This is a genomic window from Nocardioides turkmenicus, assembly GCF_011045035.1.
Taxonomy (GTDB): Bacteria; Actinomycetota; Actinomycetes; order Propionibacteriales; family Nocardioidaceae; genus Nocardioides; species Nocardioides turkmenicus.
The window spans coordinates 1-22,350 of sequence record NZ_JAALAA010000005.1 but is presented as its reverse complement, the minus strand read 5'-3'; the positions used below and the strand labels follow the sequence as shown (position 1 = coordinate 22,350).

Sequence of the window (22,350 nt, the reverse complement as noted above, 5' to 3'; positions counted from 1 at the left end):
TGCAGCGGGCTGTAACACGTCGTTCGTGGAACTACTCGCCCTTTCGGAACGACCGGATAGTCCTACGAACGACGTGTTACACGTGCGGCGCCGGCCAGATCTCGGCCGACAGGAGCGACTACTCGGCCGACCGGAGTGACGGCTCGGCGGGGGTGATCATGGCTCGGCGAGCGGCTCGGCGGAGGGTGGCGAGGACTGCCGGCCCGAGGAGGGCGACCGCGATCGCGGTGGTGATCGCGCGCATGGTGTCCCAGCTGCTGGTCGAGGTGACCAGGGTGTAGCGCAGGAACGTCGCCAGGTTCTCGCCGAACGCGGCACCGGGCTCGTAGGAGAGGTTGCCGCTCGCCCCGGGCACGGTGACCCCGGTGAGCAGCGGCCAGCCCTGCAGGTTGAGCAGGAGCCCGTAGACGTACGAGGCGAAGATTCCGTACGCAGCGAGCAAGGCGATCTCTGTGCGCCCGGTGGCGCGTGGCAGGAGCCCGGCGCCCATGGCGACCCAGGCGGCGCCGAGCATCTGGTAGGGCAGCCACGGCCCGACGCCGGCGGTGACCAGCGCCGCGACGAACAGGCTGGTGCAGCCGAGCACGAACCCGAAGGCAGGGCCGAAGACCCGGCCGCCGAGGATGAGCATGAAGAAGACCAGCTCCACCCCGCCGGTGCCGGCGGAGACCGCGCGCAGGACGGCCTCGATCGCGCTGAGCACGCCGAGGAGCGCGATCATCCGGGTGTCGATGCCGCCCGCGGCGAGCTCGCTCAGCAGCACCACCAGCATCAGCGGCAGCAGCGCGAGGAAGATGAACGGCGGCTGCACCCGCTCGTAGCCGTGGAGCAGCAGCGGCCAGGCGAACATCATCAGCCCGGCCACGGAGATGATCGCGAGCAGAAGAGCGGTGCGGGGCGAGAACCTGATCATCCCTCGCCCACCGCCTCGACGACCTCGCGCACGCTCAGCCAGCCCGGCCCGAAGACCTTGCTCACCTGGGGCGCGAAGGCCGGCGACTCGGCGGTGACGCTGCGTACGTCGCCCGCGGAGACCACCTCGCCGTCGGCGAGCACCACCACGTCGTCGGCGGCCTCGGCGACGAACTCGACGTCGTGGGTCGCCACCAGGACCGCCTTGCCCGCGTCGGTGAGGTCGCGGAGGATCGCAGCGAGCGCGTGCTTCGCCGCGTAGTCGAGGCCGCGGGTGGGCTCGTCGAGGAGCACGATCGGCGGGTCGGCGCTCAGGATCAGCGCCAGTGCCAGGGCGAGGCGCTGCCCCTCGGAGAGGTCGCGCGGGTGCTGGTCGTCGGGGATGCCCGGGACGAGGCTGTCGAGGATCTCGCGCGTCCGCGGTCCGCCCGCGTCGCACTCCTCGGCCACCGTCTCCAGGTAGAGCAGGTCCGCCGCGGTCTGCGGCAGCAGCCCGACGAGGGTGCGGCGCTCCTCGGGGTCGAGGATCGCCGGATCCTTGCCGCCGACGTCCACCGACCCGGCCAGCCGCTTCTGGGTCCCCTGCAGCGTCCACAGCAGCGTCGACTTGCCCGAGCCGTTGCGCCCCATCAGCGCTGTCACCCGCCCCGCGGGCAGGTCGATCGAGACGTCGTGCAGGACCGGTGTACGTCCTCGGGTGACGGTGAGGCCGGAACTTCTCAGGCTTTTCCTGCACCTCTCTGGCGTTGCATTGCCAGAGAGGTTCAGGGATACCCGGTTAACCGGGTATCCCAACGCCCGCGCCTTCCGCCTCGCATCCCGCACCGTCAACGGCAGCGGCGACCAGCCGAGCTCACGCCCGAGCTCGACGAGGGGCGGTACGACGGGCGAGTCCTCGAGGACGTCGCCGGGGTCGCCGACGGCGACGGAGCCGTCGCCGACGAGAAGGGCGATCCGGTCGGCGAAGGGGACGACGCGCTCGAGGCGGTGCTCGGCGAGGACGACGGAGGTGCCGAGGTCGTGGACGAGCCGGGTGATGGTGGCGAGCACGTCCTCGGCGGCGGTCGGGTCGAGGGCGGAGGTGGGCTCGTCGAGCACCACGACCCGCGGGTGGGTGGTGAGGACCGAGCCGATCGCGACGCGCTGCTGCTGCCCGCCCGAGAGCGTACGCAGCGACCGCTGCCGCAGCTCGGCGATGCCGAGCAGGTCGAGGGTCTCCTCGACCCGGCGCCGCATGGTCGCCGGCGGGAGCCCGAGCTGCTCCATGCCGTAGGCCAGCTCCTCCTCGACCGTGTCTGTGACGAAGCCGGCCACCGGGTCCTGGCCGACGTAACCGATGATCCCGGCACGCTCGCGCGGCGGCGTACGGACGATCGAGGCGCCGTCCAGCATCAGGTCGCCTTCCAGAACCCCGCCGGAGAAGCGCGGCACCAGGCCGGCGAGGACGCCGAGCAGCGTCGACTTGCCGGAGCCGGTCGGGCCGGAGACGAGCAGCAGCTCGCCCTCCTCGACGGTGAGGTCGACGTCCTTGAGCACGTGCTCGGAGGAGTCAGGCGGGGTGAACGTGATCCCTCGCAGCTCGATCATGCGACTGCCTCCTCCGGGACGAGCGATGATGAAGGAACGGGCGCGGCGACGGCCGGGACCAGCCCGACGAGCACGCCCGCCAGGGCGGTCAGGGTGACCTCGGGAGCGGCGCTGACACCGGGAAACGCCACCGGGACCTGGTCGCGGGCGACCCACCAGCCCGCGGCCGCGACCAGCACACCGCTCAGCGCCACCACCACCTCCGGCCAGCGCCACCGGTCGGGCCGGTAGACGGTCCGGGTCACCCGGCGGCCGGCCAGCCTGAGCCCGACGGCCGCGGCTCCGACGCCGAGCACCAGCATGCTGGCCGCCAGCCAGCCGGGGGTGGTCCCGTCGAGCACCGCGTACACGCCGGCGCAGAGCCCGACGAGCGAGACCAGCATGAGCGCCGAGGTGACCCGCCGGGTGGCGACCGGAACCCCGGCCGTACGTCCGTAGCCACGCGTGTCCATGCCGGCCGCGAGCGCCATCGAACGCTCCAGCGCGTCCTCGAGCACCGGGACCAGGAAGCGGCGCAGCCGCTTGACCCTCCCGGTCGCACCGGCTCGGAGTCGCTGCGCCGCGCGCACCCGCTGGACCGACTCGGCGAGCTGGGGCAGCACGGTCACGGCGACCACGACCGCGGTCCCGATCTCGTAGAGCGCGGGCGGGAGCGACCGCAGCAGCCGCTTCGGGTTGGCCAGCGCGTTGGCCGCCCCGACGCAGATGACGATCACGCCGAGCCGCATCCCGTCGTAGAGGCCGGCCAGCAGGGCCTCGCGGGTGAGCGGCCCGAGCAGCCGGATCCCGAGCACCCACTCGGGCAGCGGGATCTCGGGCAGGTCGACGAGCACGTGCCCCGGCACGGCGCCCAGGAGCACCCGGAAGAGCACCCGGGTCGCGACGATGAACAGCGCGAGCCCGACGTACAGCCGGAACGCCCTCGCCCACGGTTGCTCACCCCGCCGGGCGGCGACCACGACCGCCGCCACCCCCACCAGGAGCAGGAGCAGCAGCGGGTTGGTGGTGAAGGAGGCGTACGCAGCCAGCCCGATCGCCCACACCCACCAGGCGACAGGGTGCAGGTCACGGGGAAGGCGCGCGACGGCTGCCTCACGGACCAAGGTGCTCATCGCCGACGCCACCACACCGCACCGGCGGCGGAGAAGAGGGCGAGGATGGCAACCGGAGCGACCCAGACGGGCAGCGGCTCGGGCTCGGACGACGGTCGAGAAGCCGAGTCGTCCGGAGACAACTCCGGCGACGGGCTGGAGGGCGCCCCCACAGCATCCCCAAGCACCGTCGCCGGAGCGGTAACGACATCGTCGTCTATCCACGTGAACGCAACACCCTGCCCGGAGGTCACGCTGATTTCGGTAACATTTCTGGAGGCATAGCTCCATGCCCCGGATTCGTCGGTGATCCACAGCGACCAGTACGCATCGGCGGGCGGCATCTGGGCACAGCCGGCCTCCTTCGGCCGGCCATCGACGCGGCAGACCACGCTGGGCATCGAGGTCACGTAGGTGAGCGGGTGGCCCGCCTTCTCGAACAGGTCGGCGCCGGTGTCGCCCTCCTCGGGCTGGACGCAGGCGACCTCGGGGGCGCCGCCCAGCGCGTTGGGCTCGACGACGACGGTCACGCCGTCGCATGCCACCGCGGCGGACGACGCGGAGGCCGGGGTGACGACGAGCGCGATGACCCCGGCGAGGATCGCCGGGGCCACCAGCAGCGCCCGAAGGATCAGCACGAGCTCTTCGCGGTCGCGTCCTTGGGCAGGAAGACCAGCGACGGCAGCGCCTGAGCGGCCGCGAGGCGGTACATCCCCTCGGACTCCTTGGTCAGCCCCTTGGTGTTGCCCTCGGTCAACGCGGCGTCGTCGTAGGCCACCGCACCGGCGTCGTCGCCGCAGGTCACGACGTGCTCGGCGACCCAGGACGCCGCCTTCTCGGCGGCGTCGGTCTCCCCGGCGCGCCCGAACGCCCAGCCGGCCAGGCCGGTGGTGTTGGAGTTGGCGACGTTGCCGGTGGCCGCCTTGAACGAGCCGTCCTCGGCCTGGGTCTCCTTCAGCCACTCGACGCCGGCCTTGACCGCCTTCTCCGCCTCCGGGGAGGAGACCGAGGACAGCGCGATCAGCGCGAACGCGGTGGCGTCGGCGTCCGGGGTCGCCTTCGGGTCGCCGTCGCAGGTCTGGTCGGCGGCCGCGGGGTCAGCGGTGAAGGTGACTCGGAACCAGCCCTCCTCGCACTGCTGCCCGGCCAGGAACTCCGCCGCGCCCGCGGCCTCCTTGCTCTCGGCGTTGCTCAGCGCCCACACGGCGTACGACTGTCCGATGGTGTTGGAGTAGTCGGCCGCCTTCTTGTTCTTCGGGTCGAGCTGGTCGGCGATGCGGCCGTTGTCGGCGACGGTGTCCTCGAGCTGCTTCAGCAGACCGGGGTCGGAGGCGTCGACGTTCTGCTGCAGGACGAGCGCCTTCGCGGTCGCCCCCGCCGAGATTGCGGTGCCGAACCCGGGCGAGGTGTAGGCCTTCTTGTTCTTCATCACGGCGGCGGCGATCGTGGCGATCTCCTCGTCGTAGCCGCCGACCTCGGCCAGGGCGATCCCGATGTCGGCGCTGAGCCCGAAGTCGTCGGTGCCGTACTGCGCGTTGTGGGCCACGCCCTTCGGCGCCTGGGCGACGAGCCAGTCGGCCACCGAGGTGGACACCTTGGCGTCGTAGGTGGGCTTCTCCCCCTCCTCGACGGCCTTCTCGCCGCAGCCGGCGAGCGAAGTGAGGGCGAGGGCGGCGGCGATGCCACCGAGGACGGTCTTCTTCATGGTTCCTTCCACGCTGCTCGTCGGGAAGGCCCTGGGCCGACCCGCTGCTTTCCACGACAGCGTCAGGTCAGTACGCGTCCGTCGGCGGGTGCTCCGGCTCGCTCAGGCCACCTCGGTGTCCTGGGCCTACGGTTGCGGGTCAGCGCCGGGATTCGACCGGCTTCCCCCACCACGGCGTGTGTTGATTGAGAGGGGGCCATCTTATGACGCGTACGCCCTGCTTGCCGGATCGACGTCGAGCAGTCACTCTGTCCCCATGCGCCACAGGATTCTCGGCCTTGTCGCAGTATCGATCTCGGCCACCCTTCTTTCCCTCTGCCCGGCCACGACAGCCGTCGCGGCACCGGCTCGGACCTCGGTCACGTACGCCGATCTGGTCGCCATGTTCGGCGACAAGGTCGGGAACAAGAAGACCGTCGAGACCGGGCTGCCGACGCTCAACCGCGCCATGTCCGACGCCCGGATCACGACCCCCTACCGGCAGGCGGCCTATCTGACCACCCTCGCCAACGAGAGCTCCTTCCACCACGATGCCAAGGGACCGCACGACAAACGGAAGTACGCCGGCCGCGGCTACATCCAGCTGACCGGCGAAGCCAACTACACCGACGCCGGCGCGTACTTCGGGATCGACCTGCGCCGCCGCCCCGAGCTGGCCCGCTCGCTGGACCACAGCGCGCCGATCTCGCGGTGGTACTGGACCGTCGCCCGCGACATCAACCCGCTCGCAGACGCCCTGGAGATGGGCAAGGTCAACGCAGCGATCGGCTATCCCTACGACAAGGAGGAGGACGCCGAGCGCTGCCGCGACTTCAAGGCCGCACTCGAGCATCTCAACGGCTCCGTCCCCCGGGGGATCGACTGCACCCGGCCGAAGCCCAAGAAGGCAGACGACCAGGACCGCACCGCGGACGCACCCTAGCCGTACGTCACTTCTTGGTGCGCTTGTCGCTGACCGCGATCGCCGAGGTGCCCTCGTCCTTGAGCTCGAAGAGGTCGATCGCCTTGATGAGCTTGGTCCAGGTGGCGTAGCCGTAGTTGCGCGGGTCCTCCGAGGACTGGTTACGGATGCGGGAGACGACCGTGCCGACCAGGGCCCAGCCGTCGTCGTCGGCGGCCGCGGCGATGGAGTTGCGCAGCAGCTGGATCAGCCGGGCGTTGCGCTTGAGCGCCGGGCCGGTGGTCGCCGAGGACGGCTTGCGGGCGAGGGCGGCGCCGGCCTCGGTGTCGGCTTCCTCCTCGGAGTCGCCGAGCTTCTCGACCACGGTGAACCGGGTGCACGCGCTCTTGAACGGCGCAGGCGTCTTCTCGCGGCCGTAGCCGTAGACCGCGCGCCCCTTCTCCCGCAGGTAGTGCACCAGCGGGGTGAAGTCGGAGTCGGAGGAGACCAGCGCGAACGCATCCGGGATCGCCGCGTGCAGCAGCTCGACGGCGTCGATCGCGAGCGCCATGTCGGAGGCGTTCTTGTGGGCGGTCAGGTCGAACTGCTGCATCGGCCGGATGGCCGCGTCGTGCAGCTCCTCGATCCACCCCTTGAGCTCGGACTTCGTCCAGTTCCCGTACGCCCGGCGGATCGTCACCTCGCCGTACTCGGCCAGGTCGTTCAGGATCGCGTCGATCTTCGCGGCGGGCGCGTTGTCGGCGTCGATGAGCAGGGCGATGCGGAAGGGTTCGGTCACCGGATCAGTGTGGCAGGAACAGGAATGTGTTGGTCTCGACACGCCTTCGCCTAGCGGCTCCGGCGGCTCGACCAGCGAACGCTGGTCGAGCCGGGAGGCCGCCTGCGGCCGAGCGTGTCGAGACCAACACAGTCGCTACGTCAGGCGAGCTTCTCCAGGATCAGCTCGCGGACACGCTTGGCGTCGGCCTTGCCACCGGTCGCCTTCATGACCGCACCGATGAGCGCACCGGCCGCGGCCTGGTTGCCGCCGCGGATCTTGTCCGCGACCGCGGGCTGGGCGGCGATGGCCTCGTCGACGGCCTCGCCGAGGGCGCCGTCGTCGGAGACCACGGCGAGGCCGCGGGCGTCGACGATCTCGGCGACCGAGCCCTCACCGGCGAGCAGGCCCTCGAAGACCTGGCGGGCGAGCTTGTCGGTCAGCGAGCCGCCGTCGACCAGCTTCTGCACCTCGGCGACCTGGGCCGGGGTGACCCCGACCTCGGCCAGCTCGACGCCGCGGTCGTTGGCGGCCCGGGAGAGCTCGGCCATCCACCACTTGCGGGCGGCCTGGGCGGAGGCGCCCTCGGCGACGGTCGCCTCGATCAGCGTCAGCGCGCCGGCGGCCCACACGTCCCGCATCTCCAGGTCGGAGTAGCCCCACTCGGCCTGCAGCCGGGCCCGCTTCTCGGCGGGCGGCTCGGGAAGCGTGCCGCGCAGCTCCTCGACCCACTCGCGGCTCGGCGCGACCGGGACCAGGTCGGGCTCCGGGAAGTAGCGGTAGTCGTCGGCGTCCGACTTCGGCCGGCCGGCCGAGGTGGTGCCGGTGTCCTCGTGGAAGTGGCGGGTCTCCTGGAAGATCGCCTCCCCCGCGTCGAGGATCGCGGCGTGGCGCGACATCTCGAAGCGTACGGCCCGCTCGACCGAGCGCAGCGAGTTCACGTTCTTCGTCTCGGTGCGGGTGCCGAGCTTGTCGGCGCCCTTCGGGGACAGCGACAGGTTCACGTCGCAGCGCATCGAGCCCTGGTCCATGCGTACGTCCGAGACACCCAGACCCAGCAGGATCTCGCGCAGCGCGGCGACGTAGGCCTTCGCCACCAGCGGCGCCTTGGCACCGGTGCCGAGGATCGGGCGCGTGACGATCTCGATCAAGGGGATGCCGGCGCGGTTGTAGTCGACCAGCGAGTAGTCGGCGCCGTGGATGCGTCCGGTCGAGCCACCGATGTGGGTGGTCTTGCCGGTGTCCTCCTCCATGTGGGCGCGCTCGATCTCGACCCGGAAGGTCTCCCCCTCGACCTCGACGTCGAGGTAGCCGTCGTAGACGATCGGCTCGTCGTACTGCGAGGTCTGGAAGTTCTTCGGCATGTCCGGGTAGAAGTAGTTCTTCCGGGCGAACCGGCACCACTCCGCGATCTTGCCGTTGAGCGCCAGGCCGATCCGGATCGCCGACTCCACCGCCTTGGCGTTCACGACCGGCATCGAGCCGGGCAGGCCGAGGCAGGTCGGGCACACCTGCGAGTTGGGCTCGCCGCCGAACGTCGCCGGGCAGCCGCAGAACATCTTGGTGTTGGTGTTGAGCTCGACGTGAACCTCGAGGCCCATCGCCGGGTCGTAGCGCTCCAGCACCTCGTCGAACGGAACGAGTGTCTCGGTCATCGGGCCACCTCCAGCTTGTCGATCGAGAGCACCGGACCGATGGCGCCCTCGAGGGCGGCACCGACGCGGTAGAGACGGGCGTCCTCCAGGACCGGCGCCAGGAGCTGTACGCCGACGGGCAGCCCGTCCACGTCGGAGACCCCGGCCGGGATGGAGATGCCGGGCGTGCCGGCCAGGTTGGCCGGGATGGTGGCCAGGTCCTGCATGTACATGGCCAGCGGGTCGTCGAGCTTGGCACCCAGCGGGAACGCGGTGGACGGCGACGTCGGCGAGACCAGCACGTCGACCTGCTCGAAGGCCTTGTTGAAGTCCTCGATGATCAGGGTGCGGATCTTCTGCGCCTGACCGTAGTAGGCGTCGTAGTAGCCACTGCTCAGCGCGTAGGTGCCGAGGATGATCCGGCGCTTGACCTCGTCGCCGAAACCGGCGTCGCGCGAGGCCTTCATGACGTCCTCGGCGCTCGGGTCGCCGTCGGGGGTGACCCGCAGGCCGTAACGCATGGCGTCGAACTTGGCCAGGTTGGAGGAGCACTCCGCCGGCAGGATCAGGTAGTAGGCCGCCATCGCGTGCTCGAAGCTCGGGGTCGAGACCTCGACGACGTCGGCACCGAGCTTGGTGAGCAGGTCGACCGACTCGTTGAACTTGCGCATCACGTCCGGGGCCCAGCCCTCGCCCGCGAGCTCCTTGATGACGCCGACCTTGAGACCCTTCAGGTCGCCGGTCGCGCCCGCACGGGCGGCGTCGACGAGCCCGGTGACCGGAGCCGTGGTGGAGGTGGAGTCGAGCGGGTCGTGACCACCGATGAGCTCGTGCAGGAGCGCCGAGTCGAGGACGGTGCGGGTCACCGGACCGACCTGGTCGAGCGAGTTGGCCAGGGCGACCAGGCCGTAGCGGGACACGGAGCCGTAGGTCGGCTTCACACCGACGGTGCCGGTGACGGCACCCGGCTGGCGGATCGAGCCACCGGTGTCGGTGCCGAGTGCGAGCGGCGCCTCGAAGGCGGCGACGGCGGCGGCCGAGCCACCGCCGGAGCCGCCGGGGATCCGGTCGAGCTTCCACGGGTTCTTCGTGGGGCCGTAGGCCGAGTGCTCGGTCGAGGAGCCCATCGCGAACTCGTCCATGTTGGTCTTGCCCAGGATCGGCAGACCGGCGTTCTTGATCTTCTTGACCACGGTCGCGTCGTAGGGCGGGATCCAGCCCTCGAGGATCTTGGAGCCGCAGGTCGTCGGCAGACCGATGGTGGTCAGCACGTCCTTGACCGCGATCGGTACGCCGTCGAGAGCATGCAGCGCATCGCCGTTGGCACGGCGCGCGTCGGAGGCGGCGGCCTGGGACAGCGCACCCTCGGCGTCGATGTGCAGGAAGGCGTGGACGTCGCCGTCGACCGCCGCGATGCGGTCGAGGTGGGCCTGGGTCAGCTCGACCGAGGTGGTCTCGCCGGCGGCGAGCGCGTCGGCCAGCTCCGCGGCCGTCTTCAGGATCAGATCGCTCACTGCTCGTCCCCCAGAATCCGCGGCACCGAGAATCGCTGCTCCTCGACGGCAGGCGCCCCGGAGAGCGCCTGCTCTGGCGTCAGGCCGGGCACGACGACGTCCTCACGGAAGACGTTGGTGAGCGGGAGCGGGTGGGAGGTGGCAGGCACGTCGTCGCCGGCAAGCCCCTGGATCGAGGCGACGGACTCGAGGATCACCTGCAGCTGCGGGGCAAGGTGATCGAGCTCGGCGTCGCTGAGGTCGATGCGGGCGAGGTCGGCCAGGTGCGCGACCTCGTCGCGGGTGATTTCTGGCATGCGCACATCCTAGGTGTCACCGGCCCCAACTCTCACGTCGGTAACGCCCCAGGTGAGCAGATCGGGTCGAGCGATCGCCTACTGCACCTTGTTCGGTCCGCCACCCCGGGACGGCTTGTCGGTCGGCCTGCGTGGGCCGACGTACGTCAGATACAGCAGGCCGACGTCGATGGTGAGCGCCCACGCCACCAGACCGCGTACGTCCCAGGAGAGCGAGCCGGTTCGCGGCGTGCGGATCGTGAACAGCAGCACGGTCGCCGGGACCAGGACGACCGCGGCGACCGTGAGAAGCGGGGGGAAGGGCGTCGAGCACGACGCCACACTATTGGAGGGTATTTTCTAGCCGAGTCCAGTCGGGCCGCTCTCCAGCAGGATCTTGAACGCCGCCTCGTCCAGGATCGGCAGGCCCAGCTCCTCGGCCTTGGCGGCCTTGGAACCGGCGTTGTCGCCGACCACGACGTAGTCGGTCTTCTTGGAGACCGAGCCGGCCGCCTTGCCGCCCCGGCTGATGATCGCCTCCTTGGCGCCGTCGCGGGAGAAGTCCTCCAGCGACCCGGTGACGACGACGGTCAGGCCCTCGAGCGTGCGGGCCACCGACTCGTCGCGCTCGTCGGCGAGGGACACCCCGGCCGCGCGCCACTTGTCGACGATCTCCTGGTGCCAGTCGACCTGGCGCCACTCGACGATCGCCTCGGCGATGATCCCGCCGACGCCCTCGGTGGCGGCGAGCTCCTCCTGGGACGCCGCCCAGATGGCGTCGAGCGAGCCGAACTCGGTGGCCAGCGCGCGGGCCGCGGACGGGCCGACGTGGCGGATGGAGAGCGCGACCAGCACCCGCCACAGCGGGACCCGCTTGCGCTCCTGGAGGTTGGCGAGCAGGCCGAGGGCGTTGGCGTTGAGCACGCGCTCGCCCGCCCCGGCCTCCTTCTCCGCCTTCTTCGCCGTGCGGGTGAAGAACGTGGTGGTCGCGAGCTTGGCCTCGTCGAGGTCGAAGATGTCGCCCTCGTTGGTGATCACGTCGTTGGCGAGCAGCGCGTCGGCCGCCTCGTAGCCCATCCCCTCGATGTCGAAGGCGCCGCGTCCGGCGGCGAAGAAGACCCGCTCGCGCACCTGCGCCGGACAGCCGCGGTGGTTGGGACAACGCAGGTCCTTGTCGCCCTCCTTCTGCTCGGCGAGCGTCGTTCCGCACGCGGGACACTCGGTCGGCATCACCCACTCGGGCAGTCCCTCGGGTCGCAGCGGCAGCACCGGGCCGAGGATCTCGGGGATCACGTCGCCGGCCTTGCGGAGGATGATCGTGTCGCCGGGACGTACGTCCTTGCGCTTGACCTCGTGGGCGTTGTGCAGCGTCGCGCGCTCGACGGTCGAGCCCGCGACCTTGGTGGGCTCCATGACACCGAAGGGGGTGACCCGGCCGGTGCGGCCGACGCCGACGTCGATGGCGAGCAGCTTGGCGTTGACCTCCTCGGGCGGGTACTTGTAGGCGATCGCCCAGCGCGGCGCGCGGCTGGTGGAGCCGAGCCGGCGCTGCAGCGAGATGTCGTCGACCTTGATGACGACACCGTCGATCTCGTGCTCGGTGACGTCGTGGCGGTGCTCGCCGAAGTAGTTGATGAACTCCTCGACCTCCTCGAGCGTCTTGAGCACCTTGACCCGGTTGGAGGTGGGCAGGCCCCACGCCTTGAGGGCGTCGTACGCATGCGACTGGGCGACCGGCTGGAAGCCCTCCCGGGCCCCGATGCCGTGGCAGACCATGCCGAGCTCGCGGGTCGCGGTCACCCGCGGGTCCTTCTGGCGCAGCGACCCCGCGGCGGAGTTGCGCGGGTTGGCGAACATCGGCTTGCCCGCGTCGACCAGGGAGGCGTTGAGCTTGTCGAAGGCCTCGATGGACAAGAAGACCTCGCCCCGCACCTCGACCAGGTCGGGCACCGGGAAATCGTCGGTGCCGGTGAGCCGGTGCGGGATCGACTTGATGGTGCGTACGTTCGGAGTGACGTCCTCACCGGTGCGGCCGTCGCCACGGGTCAGCGCCCGGACCAGGCGGCCCTTCTCGTAGAGCAGGTTGATCGCGAGACCGTCGACCTTGAGCTCGCACAGCAGCTCGGCCTGGCCGGCCCCGTCCTTGGCGATCCGGGCGTGCCAGCCGGCGAGCTCCTCGAACGAGAAGACGTTGTCGAGCGACTCCATCCGCTGCAGGTGGTCGACCGCGGTGAACTCCGTCGAGAACGTGCCGCCGACCTTCTGGGTCGGCGAGTCGGGCGTGCGCAGCTCGGGGAACTGCTCCTCGAGCTCGTTGATCCGTCGCCACTTCTGGTCGTAGTCGGCGTCGGAGAGCGTCGGGTCGTCGAGCACGAAGTAGCGGTAGCGAGCATCCTCGATCTGCTCGGCGAGCTCCTGGTGCTCGTTCTTCTGCTCAGGGCCCGCCGCGGTCACGTCATCGTTCACAGGCACCATCTTGCCCGGTCCCGCCGACATTTTGCGCCCGCATACCCTCCCGGGCGTTTTCGGCGTTTCACCAGCCCAAACGACTCTCAACGCCCTCAATATCGACGCAACCGATCAACACCTGGGTGACGCGTCTCACGATCGCAGGTAAAGCAGGCTACCTTCCACCCGCGTCGGGAGAGGCGGGCCGACACCTTGCCCCCAAGTGACCGCCTTGTGAGGTCTGCGGTGTTTTCTCGGCTCGTGGTGACGCTGTTGACGGCGCTCGCGCTTCTGCTGGCCCCGGTCAGTGCGACGTACGCCCTCGGTCTGGGGAGCGTCTTCTCCGACGCCGAGGTCGAGGTGTCGATCGTCGAGCAGTCGAAGGACGGCGTGGTGCTCCGCGTCCACGGCACCGACTACACCGGCCGGGATCCCGGCATCGAGATCGCGCTCAACCCGGTCGGCTACCGCGGGTCGGGCACGAGGAACACCTTCATCAAGTCGGTCGTGATCGATCCCGCCGACCCTGATGACTGGACCTACGAGTTCACCCTCGACGCCGCGCAGGTTGCCCGGCTCGACCCCGGCACGGACTACCAGATCATGACGATGCGGGCCGAAGGGCACGACGTCTACGACTCCTCCGACTCCCGGGCGGTGGGCGTGCCCTTCGACTTCGAGGCGCTCTCCGAGCCCAGCAGCTCGCCGACCCCGGAGGAGCCCTCGGACGACACCGGGTCCTCGGACGGCTCGGGCTCCGGCGCGGGCTCGGGATCGGGCTCCGGCGGCGGTACGTCCTCGGGCCGGCCCGCGGGCGGCGACTCCGGCGAAGAGGCCGGTGGCGACGGCGACAAGCCGAAGGGCAAGGCCCCCAAGAAGCCGTGGACCGCGCCCGAGGAGCCGCCGACGACCAGGGGCCTGACCCTCACCGGTCTCGACGACGTCTCCGTCGACGCCGACGAGGTGATCCACGCCCAGGCCTCCGGTTTCAAGCCCAACGAGACCGGCATCAGGGTCGTCGTCTACTCGACCCCGCTGGTCCTCTCCACCAGCGTGAAGGCCAACGGCCACGGCGTCGCCAAGTGGTCCGGCCGACTGCCCAAGGACATCGGCCTCGGCAAGCACACCTTGACCTTCCAGGGGTCGGTGAACCGCGGGATCAGGTTCGTCGTCACCGGCACGCCCAGCGACGGCGAGTGCGCCGAGAGCAGCTGCGCACCGGCGGCGACGAGCACCGTCAAGACGGCCACGCCGACCGAGGAGAGCGGGGTCGGTCCGCTCACCTGGATCATCGTCGCCGCGATGATCGTCCTCGGCCTCGTGGGTGCCGCGGTCGCCATGCTCGCCGGACGCCGCAAGCGCGACCAGGAATGGGACGAGCCCGGCTACGCCCAGGCGCCGCCGCGCTATCCCGCGGACCCGCGGCACGCGTCGGATCCCTACTCGGCCCACGCTCGCCAGCAGCCCCAGCCCCGTCGGCAACCTCAGCCCCAGCACGAGACGCCGCTCCCCCGCCGGCTCCCCGAGGACCAACAGTCGATCCGGCGTCAGCCCGGCCCGCGACAGCCCAGCCGCCGTCAACCGGTGCCCCAGCACGCGGTGCCCCAGCACGCAGCACCGCAGCATCGGGAACCGCAGCACGCGGCTCCGCAGCAGCCCACCCACCGCCAGCCCCGTCCACCGGAGTCGTTCGCTCCGCCGAGCCAGCGAGCCCAGGCCTACGAGGGCCAGCGGGTCGCCGGACGCTGAGGGCGGTCAGAGCAGCGACTCACCCCGGCGCGCGGTCTCAGCCGGAACGGTCGGCCACAGTGCCTCCAGCCCGGCCTCGAGGGCGGAGAGGACCGGGTCGAGGTCGTCGCCGGGGAACGGCGCCGGCGCCTGCTGACGTACGACCGCGCAGAAGGCGTGACTGTCCCCCTGCGCCTCGTGGCAGCGGACGGTCTCTGCCGAGCCCTCGGTCCAGCCGTCGTAGCCGTCGGTGTCGCCCTTGGAGCAGGTGAGCGTCTTCGCGCACTTCCGCGCTTCGGCGGGCAGGTTCGGGGCGTGGATCGCGGTGACGGTGCTGCCGTCGGGTCGGGTGCCGACGACGCCGAAGGCGCCCTTGCCGTAGTCAGCGACGTCGGCCTTCTCGAACGAGTCGATGTCGGCGTACGCCTTGGTCTCGAGCAGCCCCGCCGCGATCGCGCCGGCGGTCAGCGGGACCTCGCCGGCGCCGTTGGCGCCCTCGGAGGGGAAGCCGTCGACCTGCGCCTTCGTCATCTCCGTGGTCGTCTTCGTGCCGAGCCGCGGGTCGGTGACGAGGGCGACGAGGTCGTCCACGCTCACCTCCAGATCGAGCTTGCGCGGGTCCTCGGTGATCTTCTCGCCGACGTAGGCCGCCCGGCGCTCCTCTCCCCCGGCCTTGTGGGAGACCATCAGCTGGCCGGGAGTGCCGTCGTCGGTGGCCAGGTCCCACGCGACGGTGGCGGTGCCGGTGTCGCCCTTCACCTCCGCACAGCCCGACATCCCGTCGTGGCACCAGGTCGAGAGCAGGTCGTCGTCGACCGGGCCGGCCTTGACCTCGAGCGTGTGGTCGGCTCCCCACACGAGCACGGTGCCTACCTCATCCTGCTCGAAGTAGAGGTCGCCGCCGTCGAAGGCCTCCGGCACGATGCGTACGTGCTGGAGCGTGATCGCCGCCAGCGCCTCCGGGGTCGCGGGCCGGTTGCCGGGCTTCAGGTCGGCCGGGTCGATGCTCACCGACGGCGCCGGCTCGGGCTTGTCGCTGGCCTTGTCGCCGGACCCGTCATCCGCCTCGGTCGCGCTGCTCCCGCAGCCGGCGAGCAGAAGAGCCGCCGCCAACAGTGCCATCCCCCGTCGTCGCATGGAGGGAATCTACGCCAGGTGACGGGCGCTTTCGGTGAGGATGCGCAGGACGGTGCGGGCCCAGCGCCAGTCGGCACCGGCGAGACCGCACGCGGGCGTCAGCACGAGGTCGTACGCCGCATCGAGCCCGAGCATGTCGAGCCAGCGTTCCACGGTCTCGGTGACCGTCTTGTCGGTGGGCGTGGTGCCGGCCGGATCGACCGAGGGAACCACGCCCAGCGCGACCGTGTCGCCGGCTTCCAGGGCCGTGGCCAGGTCGTCGTGGTCGGCAGCGGCGAGCTGGGTCAGGTCGACGCTGATCCCCTTCGCGCCGGCCTTGCGGAGCAGGCCGAGCGGTGTCCCGGGCGCGCACGAGTGCACCCACGGGATCGCACCCTCGTCGGCGATCGCGCCGAGCACCCACTCCAGCGACTGGGAGGCCTCGGGGAGGTCGATGCTGCGGTGCTTGCCGAAGCCCGAGGCGGTCGGCACCTGGGCGTTGAGCACGGCGCTCAGCGCTGGCTCGTCGACCTGGACGACCAGGGTGTCCGCGCCGGGGAGGCGGCGGCGTACGTCTCGGACGTGGGTGCGTACGCCCTCGGCCAGCGCCTGCGCGAGATCGCGCCGGGCTCCGTGGTCGGCGAGCAGCTTGTCGCCGCGCGGGCGCTCGACGGTGGCGGCCAGGGTCCACGGTCCGGCGACCTGGATCTTGAACGCGCCGCCGCCGGAGGTGAGCGGAGAGTCCTGGACCAGCTCCTCGACGGTGTCGAGGTCCTGGGCGAGCAGGCTGCGGGCGCGGCGATGGTCGACGCCGGCAGAACCGGAGGTGCCGGTCAGCCGCCAGCCCGCCGGCTGCAGGTCGGCGTCGAGGCCGTCGAGGACGGCCAGCGCCCGGCCGGTCATGTTCGCGATCGCGCCGCGTGCGGGCAGCTCGGGCAGGTGCGGGAGATCCTGGAGCTCGCCGAGCACGATGCGGCAGGCCTCTGCGTAGTCCTCGCCCGGCAGCGACCCGACTCCGGTCGCCCTCACGTGAGAGCCGCCCGACGGGTCGAGGAGATCGTGGCCGACCCGACGACACGGGTGCCGTCGTAGATCACCGCGGCCTGGCCCGGCGCGATGCCGTAGGCGGGGTCGAGCAGCTCGATCTCGACGTCGTCGCCGGTCACGGTCACCCGCGCGCGGTGCTCGTCGCCGTGGGCGCGCAGCTGGACGGTGCCCTCCAGGACGCCCTCGGGCGCCCGCCCGGCCCAGCGCGGCCGGATCCCGGAGAGACCGTCGACGGCGAGGTGCTCACGAGGTCCCACGGTGACGGTGCCGGAGACCGGCTCGATGTCGAGCACGAACCGAGGCTTGCCGTCGGGCGCGGGCTTGCCGAGGCGGAGGCCCTTGCGCTGCCCGATCGTGTAGGCGTACGTCCCCTGGTGCTCGCCCAGCACCTCACCGGACTCGTCGACGATCGGCCCGGACTCGTTGGGGGCGCGGTCACCCAGCTTCTCGCGGAGCCAGCCGGCGTTGTCGCCGTCGGCGACGAAGCAGATGTCGTGGGAGTCGGGCTTGTCGGCGACGAGCAGGCCCCGGCGGGCCGCCTCCTCGCGTACCTGCGGCTTCGGGGTGTCGCCGAGCGGGAACAGCGAGTGGCGCAGCTGGTCCTGGTCGAGGACGCCGAGCACGTAGGACTGGTCCTTGCCACCGTCGACGGCACGGTGCAGCTCGACCAGCCCGTCGGCGTCCTCACGGAGCGTCGCGTAGTGGCCGGTCGCGACCGCGTCGAAGCCGAGCGCGAGCGCCCGGTCGAGCACAGCGGCGAACTTGATCTTCTCGTTGCAGCGCAGGCACGGGTTGGGGGTGCGGCCCTCGGCGTACTCCGACATGAAGTCCTCGACCACGTCCTCGTGGAAGCGGTCGGAGAGGTCCCAGACGTAGAACGGGATGCCGATCACGTCGGCGGCACGGCGGGCGTCGTTGGCGTCCTCGATCGTGCAGCACCCGCGCGCGCCGGAGCGGTAGGACGCCGGGTTGCGGGAGAGCGCCAGGTGGACGCCGGTGACGTCGTGGCCGGCCTCCTTGGCGCGCGCGGCGGCGACGGCGGAGTCCACGCCCCCGGACATGGCGGCTACTACTCTCATCGCTGGAGTCCTGCCGCGCGGCCGCGCTCGACGGCCGGACCGATCGCCGCGACGAGCCGGTCCACGTCCTCGTCCGTCGTGGTGTGGCCGAGCGAGAAGCGCAGCGAGGAGCGCGCCTGCTCGTCGGACTGGCCCATGGCGAGGAGCACGTGAGAGGCCTGAGGTACGCCGGCCGAGCAGGCCGCACCGGTCGAGCACTCGACCCCGGCGGCGTCGAGCAGCATCAGCAGCGAGTCGCCCTCGCATCCCGGGAAGGCGATCTGGGCGTTGTTGGGCAGCCGGTGGCGACCCAGCGGCTGCAGCGGCGGACCGTTGAGGTGGGAGTCCGGCACCGCCGCCAGCACCTGCTCGACCAGCCGGTCGCGCAGCGCGCCGACCCTGGTCGCGTACGCCTCCTGCTCCTTGACCGCGAGCTCGACGGCCGCAGCGAAGCCGGCGATGGCCGCGGTCGCGTGGGTGCCGCTGCGTACGTCTCGCTCCTGGCCGCCACCGTGGACGAGCGCGGTCAGCTCGAGCTCGCGGCGCACGACCAGCGCACCGGCGCCCACCGGGCCGCCGAGCTTGTGGCCGGTCAGGGAGAGCGCGTCGACGCCGCTGGTCGCGAAGTCGACCGGCACCGCGCCGACCGCCTGGACGGCGTCGGTGTGGACCGGGATGCCGTGGGCGGCGGCCATCTCGGCGACCTCCGTCACGGGCTGCAGCGTGCCGACCTCGTTGTTGGCCCACATCACCGAGATCACCGCGACCGAGGCGGGGTCGCGCTCGATGGCCTCCTTCATCGCGGCGAGGTCGACCCGGCCGGTCTCGTCGCACGGGACGAGCTCGACGTGGGCGCCCTCGGTCGTCTCCAGCCACTGCAGCGGGTCGAGCACGGCGTGGTGCTCGACGGTGGTCGTCAGGATCCGGGTGCGGGCGGGGTCCTGGCCACGGCGCGCCCAGAAGGCGCCCTTGAGGGCCAGGTTGTCGGCCTCGGTGCCGCCGGAGGTGAAGACGACCTCGCCCGGCCGGGAGCCGAGCGCGGCCGCGATCCGTTCCCGGGACTCCTCGAGCACCCGGCGGGCGCGGCGGCCCGATGCGTGCAGCGAGCTCGCGTTGCCGACCAGTGCCAGCTCCGCGGTCATCGCCTCGATCGCCGCCGAGGCCATGGGAGTGGTGGCGGCGTGGTCCAGATAGACGGTCCGGGGGTTCATCGTCTACCAAGGGTACGGCGCACCCGGCCGACCCCACGAACCGCGGCCGACGGTCCGGATGGCTTGCTGCGCAACCTGGCGTTCACCTCAGATCTTTAGGTTCGAGCCATGTCCCAGGGATTCCGTGAGTACATCGACAACCTGATCACCGAAGGCCACACCATCGGCGAGGACCACGATGACGATCCGGTGCTCCTGGACCCGGCCGGCAAGGCCGTCGACACCTGGCGGGAGAACTATCCCTACTCCGAGCGGATCGCCCGCGAGGTCTACGACGAGCAGAAGTACCTCCTCCAGGTCGAGCTGCTGAAGTTCCAGCGCTGGAACGACCGCGTGGGCGGCAAGCACGTGCTGATCTTCGAGGGCCGGGACGCCGCCGGCAAGGGTGGCACGATCAAGCGGTTCATGGAGCACCTCAACCCCCGCTACGCCCGCACCGTGGCCCTGTCGAAGCCGTCAGACCGGGAGTCGCAGCAGTGGTTCTTCCAGCGCTACGTCCAGCATCTGCCCACCGCCGGTGAGATGGTCCTGTTCGACCGGTCCTGGTACAACCGCGCCGGCGTCGAGCGCGTCATGGGCTTCGCCACCGACGACCAGTACGAGCAGTTCATGCACCAGGTGCCGCTCTTCGAGCAGATGCTCGTCGACTCGGGCATCACGCTCACGAAGTTCTGGTTCTCGGTCGCCCGCTCCGAGCAGCGGACCCGCTTCATCATCCGCCAGATCGACCCGGTGCGGCAGTGGAAGCTCTCCCCGATCGACGTGCAGTCGCTGGACAAGTGGGACTCCTACACCGCCGCCAAGGAGGAGATGTTCCGCCGCACCGACACCGACTGGGCACCCTGGACCACCATCAAGTCCAACGACAAGAAGCGCGCCCGCCTCAACGCGATGCGCTACTTCCTCGCCAACCACGACTACGACGACAAGGACCCCGAGATCGTCGGCACCCCCGACCCCCTGATCGTCCAGCGCGGCATCGACGCCGTCGGCGACTGACCGATCACGCCGGCCACGGGATGTGGGCAAGGTGCGCCTCGACGATGTCGTCGAGCGCACCGGCCTCGTCCTCCTCCAGAGGAAGAACCCGCTCGTACGCCGCGACGAACGCCGCCCGCACCTCGACCGGCGTCGGGCGCCAGTCGTGGTAGCGCGTCCCGAGGAGGACCGCCGCCTGCGCGAGGTCGTCCACCCGCCTGCGGTACGTCGCCTCCTCCAGATCCAGGACCGCCACGATCCCGCCGTCCACCCAGAGGATGTTGGCCGACCGGAAGTCGTTGCCGACCAGCTGGGTCCCCGGCGCCGGCGGCTCGTCCGTGGGGATCTGCTCCGGATAGCTCGCCATCTCCGTGTGCATCCGTGCGAGCATCTCCCCCGCAGCCTCCACCTGCGCTGCGTCAGCGATGTCGAGCAGTTCGCCGTCGATCACCCGCTGAAGCCCGATCGAGAACCCGTCGACCTCCACCTGGACCCTGCCGTCCCGAGCCGGATGCGGCATCGAGACAGGTATCCCCCGCTCCCCCAGCCAGCCGGTGAGCCTCGCGATCGCTGCCAACCGCCCGAACAGCCGCGGCTCCATCGACCACTTCGCGATCATCATCCGGCCGTCGTCGACGGTGATCCACGCCAGGCAGTTGGCGTCGCTGATCACCAGCCGTTCGCAGGCTTCGACCCTCAGTCCCCAGTGCTCGGCCAGGGTGTCTCGTAGCCAGGCGTTCGCGTCGGATGTTGAGGTGAAGCGGAAGCGTTCGGTCAGGGCGGCGTGTGGGTCTGCCGACTCCCAGAGCATGCTGATCGGCGTACTCGGGGTCTGGGTGTCGGTCATGGTGGCAGTCAAGCAGGTGGGCTGTGGGTCGGGTGTCGTGGTGCTCGATCTCGATGGCTGGTGGCCGCCGACCCGTTACGGAGGGTGTTCTCGACGAACCCCGGAGTCAAGGACGGGCCTCCGGCCCGCCGGCTTCGCCGGCCGCCTTCGGCGATCCTGGACACCGGGCTCCGCCGAGAAGATTTGGCTGGCTATCGGGTCGGCGGCGGCAGTATGGCGCAGCAGAATCCGGGTTGGGCACGGGCTTGGGGACCCGGGCCAGTGCTCCGGGCAGGCAGACGTGTCTCCTCGGGCTTTTACTAGACGATGACACCTTGTGAATCCTTCACAAGGGACGAGCCAATGCCCTCAGTACCTCAGGTACGCCGGATGAACCGGATCCGACCATCCGGGAGCCGCTCGTAGCCGTAGTTGGGGTCGTGGATCCGACGATGGTCACGCGAACACAACAGCACCATGTTCACCAGGTCGGTCCTTCCGCCTTCAGACCACGGTTTCAGATGATGCGCCTCGGTCCAGGCTGCGGGGGCATCACAGTCCTCGGCCTGGCAGCACTTGTCACGTAACCGCAGTGCTCGGTGCTGGATCGGATGCGCCAACCGGGCCGTGCGACCGAAGTCGAGGATCTCGGAGTCCGTTCCGAGGACAACCGGGACGAGGTCGGCGTTGCAGGCCATCCGGCGGGCTTCGGCGGCGGTGATCTGCTCCCCGTCGAACCCGAGGGCTGCGGTGCCGAGGTCGGCACGCAACTGGTCCAGGGTCATGGTGATGAACACCGTCGTGCCATAACCGCCGTGGCGGGGCAACTGGTCGACGTCGTAGGTCTCGACCACCCGGGCGAACGCCTGGCCCAGCAACCGGTCATACGGGGCCTTGACGCCCTTGTCTTCAGCCGAGAGCTTCCGCGGCTGCGCGAGCGAGTCCAGGATGGTGCGGAGCCGGACCCCGATGGCGCGGGAGACCCGGGCGTGGATGTCGATGGTGCCGTCGCCGTTGTCCCGGGATTGGAAGAAGGTGCGCCGCTGCGCCCGCTCCTCCTCCCGCTGCAAGGCTTTGGCCTCGGCCTGTTCGAACCGCTCGGGGTCGATCTCGACCAGGATCCGTCTCCCGACGATCTTGAGCTCGTTCGCGGTCAGCCGGGTGGCGTAGTCGACCAGCAGCTTCTCCGCCAAAACCAGGTCCTCGCCACTAGCGGCGGGATCGGCCTCGATCGCATCGAGCGCCTTGGTGATCACCCTGGCCTTGTCCTGCGACACCACACCTTCAGCCAGGCCATCGGCGACGAGGTCGTACTTCGCGATCCCAGCCGCCAGCTTGACCTGCGAACGCGCGACCGCCTTGTCGACCAGCAACTCTGTCCGCAGCCACCCCGAGGCGTCCTTGGCCCCGGTCTCCTCGGCGATATCACCGGCCGACGCGAGCACTCGGAGCTTCAACGCGGCCTGTTGGGCCTGCAGCTTCTCGAGCCGTTCGAGGAGGTCTTTCTTCTGCCCGGTCCGCCAATAGGCGGGGTCGGTGGCGAGCAGGTCTTGGACGGAGGA

General features: G+C 70.6%; 20 protein-coding genes and 1 riboswitch. Of the genes, 3 read left to right on the top strand and 17 right to left on the bottom strand.

Annotated features, from left to right (window positions below):
• Positions 1-118: 118 nt before the first annotated feature.
• The 5 genes from G5C66_RS06935 to G5C66_RS06915 are packed head-to-tail and all read right to left on the bottom strand — an operon-like array spanning position 119 to position 5,295.
• Positions 119-913 carry an ECF transporter S component gene (locus G5C66_RS06935; protein WP_165110248.1) on the bottom strand — a complete coding sequence of 265 codons (795 nt, stop codon included), beginning with the start codon at positions 911-913 and terminating at the stop codon, positions 119-121.
• The gene (locus G5C66_RS06930; protein WP_165110247.1) at positions 910-2,499 is read right to left on the bottom strand and encodes an ABC transporter ATP-binding protein; all 1,590 of its coding nucleotides are present in this window, start codon (positions 2,497-2,499) and stop codon (positions 910-912) included. Before G5C66_RS06930 ends, G5C66_RS06935 begins: the two co-directional genes overlap by 4 nt.
• Positions 2,496-3,611 (bottom strand): CbiQ family ECF transporter T component, encoded by a 1,116-nt coding sequence (locus G5C66_RS06925; protein WP_165110246.1) that lies wholly within the window; start codon positions 3,609-3,611, stop codon positions 2,496-2,498. The genes G5C66_RS06930 and G5C66_RS06925 overlap by 4 nt, the downstream gene beginning before the upstream one ends.
• On the bottom strand, positions 3,608-4,228 hold the full coding sequence (locus G5C66_RS06920; RefSeq protein ID WP_165110245.1) for a hypothetical protein: 621 nt from the start codon (positions 4,226-4,228) through the stop codon (positions 3,608-3,610). Before G5C66_RS06920 ends, G5C66_RS06925 begins: the two co-directional genes overlap by 4 nt.
• Positions 4,222-5,295, bottom strand: a complete 1,074-nt coding sequence (locus G5C66_RS06915; protein ID WP_165110244.1) for a prenyltransferase/squalene oxidase repeat-containing protein — start codon at positions 5,293-5,295, stop codon at positions 4,222-4,224. Before G5C66_RS06915 ends, G5C66_RS06920 begins: the two co-directional genes overlap by 7 nt.
• 66 nt (positions 5,296-5,361) lie before the next feature.
• Positions 5,362-5,484: riboswitch (cobalamin riboswitch) on the bottom strand.
• A gap of 67 nt (positions 5,485-5,551) precedes the next feature.
• Between G5C66_RS06915 and G5C66_RS06910 the strand changes: the two genes are divergently transcribed.
• Positions 5,552-6,217, top strand: coding sequence for a glycoside hydrolase family 19 protein (locus tag G5C66_RS06910; protein WP_165110243.1), 666 nt, complete (start codon positions 5,552-5,554; stop codon positions 6,215-6,217).
• A 7-nt stretch (positions 6,218-6,224) separates the two neighbouring features.
• On the opposite strand, the gene G5C66_RS06905 is transcribed toward G5C66_RS06910, so the two are convergent.
• The 6 genes from G5C66_RS06905 to ligA all read right to left on the bottom strand — a co-directional run bounded on the left by G5C66_RS06905 (position 6,225) and on the right by ligA (position 12,851).
• Positions 6,225-6,974, bottom strand: coding sequence for an NYN domain-containing protein (locus tag G5C66_RS06905; RefSeq protein WP_165110242.1), 750 nt, complete (start codon positions 6,972-6,974; stop codon positions 6,225-6,227).
• A gap of 140 nt (positions 6,975-7,114) precedes the next feature.
• Positions 7,115-8,608 carry an Asp-tRNA(Asn)/Glu-tRNA(Gln) amidotransferase subunit GatB gene (gene gatB, locus G5C66_RS06900; RefSeq protein WP_165110241.1) on the bottom strand — a complete coding sequence of 498 codons (1,494 nt, stop codon included), beginning with the start codon at positions 8,606-8,608 and terminating at the stop codon, positions 7,115-7,117.
• The gene (gene gatA / locus G5C66_RS06895; protein WP_165110240.1) at positions 8,605-10,101 is read right to left on the bottom strand and encodes an Asp-tRNA(Asn)/Glu-tRNA(Gln) amidotransferase subunit GatA; all 1,497 of its coding nucleotides are present in this window, start codon (positions 10,099-10,101) and stop codon (positions 8,605-8,607) included. The genes gatB and gatA overlap by 4 nt, the downstream gene beginning before the upstream one ends.
• The gene (gene gatC, locus G5C66_RS06890) at positions 10,098-10,397 is read right to left on the bottom strand and encodes an Asp-tRNA(Asn)/Glu-tRNA(Gln) amidotransferase subunit GatC (protein ID WP_165110239.1); all 300 of its coding nucleotides are present in this window, start codon (positions 10,395-10,397) and stop codon (positions 10,098-10,100) included. The genes gatA and gatC overlap by 4 nt, the downstream gene beginning before the upstream one ends.
• 78 nt (positions 10,398-10,475) lie before the next feature.
• The gene (locus tag G5C66_RS06885) at positions 10,476-10,718 is read right to left on the bottom strand and encodes a hypothetical protein (protein WP_206443816.1); all 243 of its coding nucleotides are present in this window, start codon (positions 10,716-10,718) and stop codon (positions 10,476-10,478) included.
• Positions 10,719-10,736: 18 nt separating this feature from the next.
• Positions 10,737-12,851, bottom strand: coding sequence for an NAD-dependent DNA ligase LigA (gene ligA / locus G5C66_RS06880; protein WP_206443833.1), 2,115 nt, complete (start codon positions 12,849-12,851; stop codon positions 10,737-10,739).
• Between the two features lie 237 nt (positions 12,852-13,088).
• Here ligA and G5C66_RS06875 point away from each other — a divergent pair, with 237 nt between their 5' ends.
• Positions 13,089-14,573, top strand: a complete 1,485-nt coding sequence (locus G5C66_RS06875; protein ID WP_165110237.1) for a hypothetical protein — start codon at positions 13,089-13,091, stop codon at positions 14,571-14,573.
• A 6-nt stretch (positions 14,574-14,579) separates the two neighbouring features.
• On the opposite strand, the gene G5C66_RS06870 is transcribed toward G5C66_RS06875, so the two are convergent.
• The 4 genes from G5C66_RS06870 to G5C66_RS06855 are packed head-to-tail and all read right to left on the bottom strand — an operon-like array spanning position 14,580 to position 18,984.
• Positions 14,580-15,689 (bottom strand): hypothetical protein, encoded by a 1,110-nt coding sequence (locus G5C66_RS06870; RefSeq protein ID WP_165110236.1) that lies wholly within the window; start codon positions 15,687-15,689, stop codon positions 14,580-14,582.
• 9 nt (positions 15,690-15,698) lie between these two features.
• Complete coding sequence (locus tag G5C66_RS06865) at positions 15,699-16,697, bottom strand: uroporphyrinogen decarboxylase/cobalamine-independent methonine synthase family protein (RefSeq protein ID WP_165110235.1); 999 nt, start codon at positions 16,695-16,697, stop codon at positions 15,699-15,701.
• Positions 16,694-17,794, bottom strand: a complete 1,101-nt coding sequence (mnmA, locus tag G5C66_RS06860; RefSeq protein ID WP_165110234.1) for a tRNA 2-thiouridine(34) synthase MnmA — start codon at positions 17,792-17,794, stop codon at positions 16,694-16,696. Before mnmA ends, G5C66_RS06865 begins: the two co-directional genes overlap by 4 nt.
• Positions 17,791-18,984 carry a cysteine desulfurase family protein gene (locus G5C66_RS06855; RefSeq protein WP_165110233.1) on the bottom strand — a complete coding sequence of 398 codons (1,194 nt, stop codon included), beginning with the start codon at positions 18,982-18,984 and terminating at the stop codon, positions 17,791-17,793. Before G5C66_RS06855 ends, mnmA begins: the two co-directional genes overlap by 4 nt.
• A 108-nt stretch (positions 18,985-19,092) precedes the next feature.
• Here G5C66_RS06855 and ppk2 point away from each other — a divergent pair, with 108 nt between their 5' ends.
• Entirely contained in the window at positions 19,093-19,983 is an 891-nt protein-coding gene (gene ppk2 / locus G5C66_RS06850) for a polyphosphate kinase 2 (RefSeq protein WP_165110232.1), read from the top strand.
• Positions 19,984-19,987: 4 nt separating this feature from the next.
• Here ppk2 and G5C66_RS06845 read toward each other — a convergent pair whose 3' ends face one another.
• Together G5C66_RS06845 and G5C66_RS06840 are read right to left on the bottom strand one after the other, a co-directional pair.
• Positions 19,988-20,809: a phosphotransferase enzyme family protein gene (locus G5C66_RS06845; protein ID WP_165110231.1), complete on the bottom strand. Its 822-nt coding sequence runs from the start codon at positions 20,807-20,809 to the stop codon at positions 19,988-19,990.
• 356 nt (positions 20,810-21,165) lie between these two features.
• On the bottom strand, positions 21,166-22,350 hold a 1,185-nt coding region (locus tag G5C66_RS06840), incomplete at its 5' end, for an HNH endonuclease signature motif containing protein (protein WP_165110230.1).

What these genes read in the sequence shown, in the direction of transcription:
- G5C66_RS06935 (WP_165110248.1), bottom strand. Translation starts at nt 913, where the DNA reads ATGATCAGGTTCTCGCCCCGCACCGCTCTTCTGCTCGCGATCATCTCC.
- G5C66_RS06930 (WP_165110247.1), bottom strand. Translation starts at nt 2,499, where the DNA reads ATGATCGAGCTGCGAGGGATCACGTTCACCCCGCCTGACTCCTCCGAG.
- G5C66_RS06925 (WP_165110246.1), bottom strand. Translation starts at nt 3,611, where the DNA reads ATGAGCACCTTGGTCCGTGAGGCAGCCGTCGCGCGCCTTCCCCGTGAC.
- G5C66_RS06915 (WP_165110244.1), bottom strand. Translation starts at nt 5,295, where the DNA reads ATGAAGAAGACCGTCCTCGGTGGCATCGCCGCCGCCCTCGCCCTCACT.
- G5C66_RS06910 (WP_165110243.1), top strand. Translation starts at nt 5,552, where the DNA reads ATGCGCCACAGGATTCTCGGCCTTGTCGCAGTATCGATCTCGGCCACC.
- gatB (WP_165110241.1), bottom strand. Translation starts at nt 8,608, where the DNA reads ATGACCGAGACACTCGTTCCGTTCGACGAGGTGCTGGAGCGCTACGAC.
- gatC (WP_165110239.1), bottom strand. Translation starts at nt 10,397, where the DNA reads ATGCCAGAAATCACCCGCGACGAGGTCGCGCACCTGGCCGACCTCGCC.
- ligA (WP_206443833.1), bottom strand. Translation starts at nt 12,851, where the DNA reads ATGGTGCCTGTGAACGATGACGTGACCGCGGCGGGCCCTGAGCAGAAG.
- G5C66_RS06870 (WP_165110236.1), bottom strand. Translation starts at nt 15,689, where the DNA reads ATGCGACGACGGGGGATGGCACTGTTGGCGGCGGCTCTTCTGCTCGCC.
- mnmA (WP_165110234.1), bottom strand. Translation starts at nt 17,794, where the DNA reads ATGAGAGTAGTAGCCGCCATGTCCGGGGGCGTGGACTCCGCCGTCGCC.
- G5C66_RS06855 (WP_165110233.1), bottom strand. Translation starts at nt 18,984, where the DNA reads ATGAACCCCCGGACCGTCTATCTGGACCACGCCGCCACCACTCCCATG.
- ppk2 (WP_165110232.1), top strand. Translation starts at nt 19,093, where the DNA reads ATGTCCCAGGGATTCCGTGAGTACATCGACAACCTGATCACCGAAGGC.
- G5C66_RS06845 (WP_165110231.1), bottom strand. Translation starts at nt 20,809, where the DNA reads ATGACCGACACCCAGACCCCGAGTACGCCGATCAGCATGCTCTGGGAG.